The sequence below is a fragment of the Paenibacillus tyrphae genome (assembly GCF_024158745.1).
GTDB classification, from domain to species: Bacteria; Bacillota; Bacilli; order Paenibacillales; family NBRC-103111; genus Paenibacillus_G; species Paenibacillus_G tyrfis_A.
The window spans coordinates 1-1,512 of sequence record NZ_JAMZAW010000059.1 but is presented as its reverse complement, the minus strand read 5'-3'; the positions used below and the strand labels follow the sequence as shown (position 1 = coordinate 1,512).

At 44.8% G+C, this 1,512-nt stretch carries 1 protein-coding gene; it reads right to left on the bottom strand.

The window, feature by feature from the left end; genetic code table 11:
• Nucleotides 1-174 precede the first annotated feature (174 nt).
• Nucleotides 175-1,398, bottom strand: coding sequence for an IS256 family transposase (locus NI000_RS36470; protein WP_253416163.1), 1,224 nt, complete (start codon nucleotides 1,396-1,398; stop codon nucleotides 175-177).
• Nucleotides 1,399-1,512: the final 114 nt, after the last annotated feature.

The window sequence follows — 1,512 nt, the reverse complement described above, 5'->3', positions numbered from 1 at the left end:
GAGTCTGTCAAGAATTTTGTGTAAGCTCTCAAAATCGATCTATCAAACTGCGGTGCCGCGGCTTGACATGGAGCCTCTGTGGGCATGATGATTGGCGATGCGGCGATTCCCTAAAACATGGTCATCGCCAAGGCATTCAGCCTATCATGCCCACCCCTCCATGTAAAGCCGATTTTAGCGTACCTGGACGCGTTCTGGATAGTATACGGTAAGCTGGAGAAGAATTTGTCCCCAGTTCTGTACACGACCTGTCCACTTTCGAACGACGTCCATAGTGGAGAGATACAGCATCTTCAGTAGCGATTCGTCTGTTGGGAATATGCTTTTTCCCTTTGTTACTTTGCGTAATTGCCGGTGGTAACTCTCGATCATGTTCGTTGTATATATGAGTTTTCGAAGTTCTGGCGGATATTTGAAGAAGGTCGCAAGTTCATCCCAGTTTTGACGCCATGATTTGACGATGAGCGGGTACTTGCTTCCCCAATTTTCTTCAAACCGTTCCAATTCCAGCAGGGCTGCTTCTTCCGTGACCGCCTTGTAAATTGGCTTTAAGTCCGCTGTTACTTTCTTAAGATCCTTGTAAGAGACATATCGCGTTGAATTACGGATTTGGTGGATGATGCATTTTTGGATATCTGTTTTCGGATAGCAAGCTGCAATAGCTTGTGAAAAGCCGCTTAGATTATCGACGCAGGTAATAAGGATGTCTTGAACTCCGCGGTTCTTAAGCTCGTTTAACACATTCAGCCAAAACTTTGCAGATTCGTTTTCCCCAATCCAAATGCCCAGTACATCTTTGTTGCCGTCTAAATCAATGCCGATCACCATATAGGCAGCCTTGTTTACGATATGGCCTTCTAGCTTAACCTTGAAATGAATGGCATCCAAAAAGACAACCGTATAGATCTGCTGCAGAGGACGGTTCTGCCATTCCTTAATCAGCGGTACGATCTTATTCGTTACATTAGAGATGAGAGTCGGTGAGACCTCGACACCATACAACCCTTGAAGATGATCCTGAATGTCCCGTGTGCTGACACCCTTCGCATACAATGCGATGATCTGCTCCTCAATGCCGGTCACATTCGTCTGATTTTTCTTCACGACCACAGGTTCAAACTCACCCAGTCGGTCCCGAGGCACTTCAATCTCTACATCGCCGTATTCGGAGGTGACGGTTTTCTTACTGTAGCCATTGCGGCTGTTTCTCGTTTGCTTGTTTTTTACATCGTGCCTCTCATAACCGAGATGCGTATCCAGTTCCGCTTCTAGCGCTTCTTGGAGCACTTCCGCAAATAATTCCTTCAGTGTCCTTTGAATATCTTCTGCCGATTGAAAATTATGTTCTTTTACGAATTGACGTAATTCTTGTTTTGACAATAATCCGCTTCGGGTCATCATGTGCTCATTCCTCCAACTTTGATCTAGTAGTCAGTATTGCCAAATTTATCTCAGTTGAGAGGTTACACAATTTATTTTACAGACCCTTATGATTCATGACAATGCCATTCC

What these genes read in the sequence shown, in the direction of transcription:
- NI000_RS36470 (WP_253416163.1), bottom strand. Translation starts at nt 1,398, where the DNA reads ATGACCCGAAGCGGATTATTGTCAAAACAAGAATTACGTCAATTCGTA.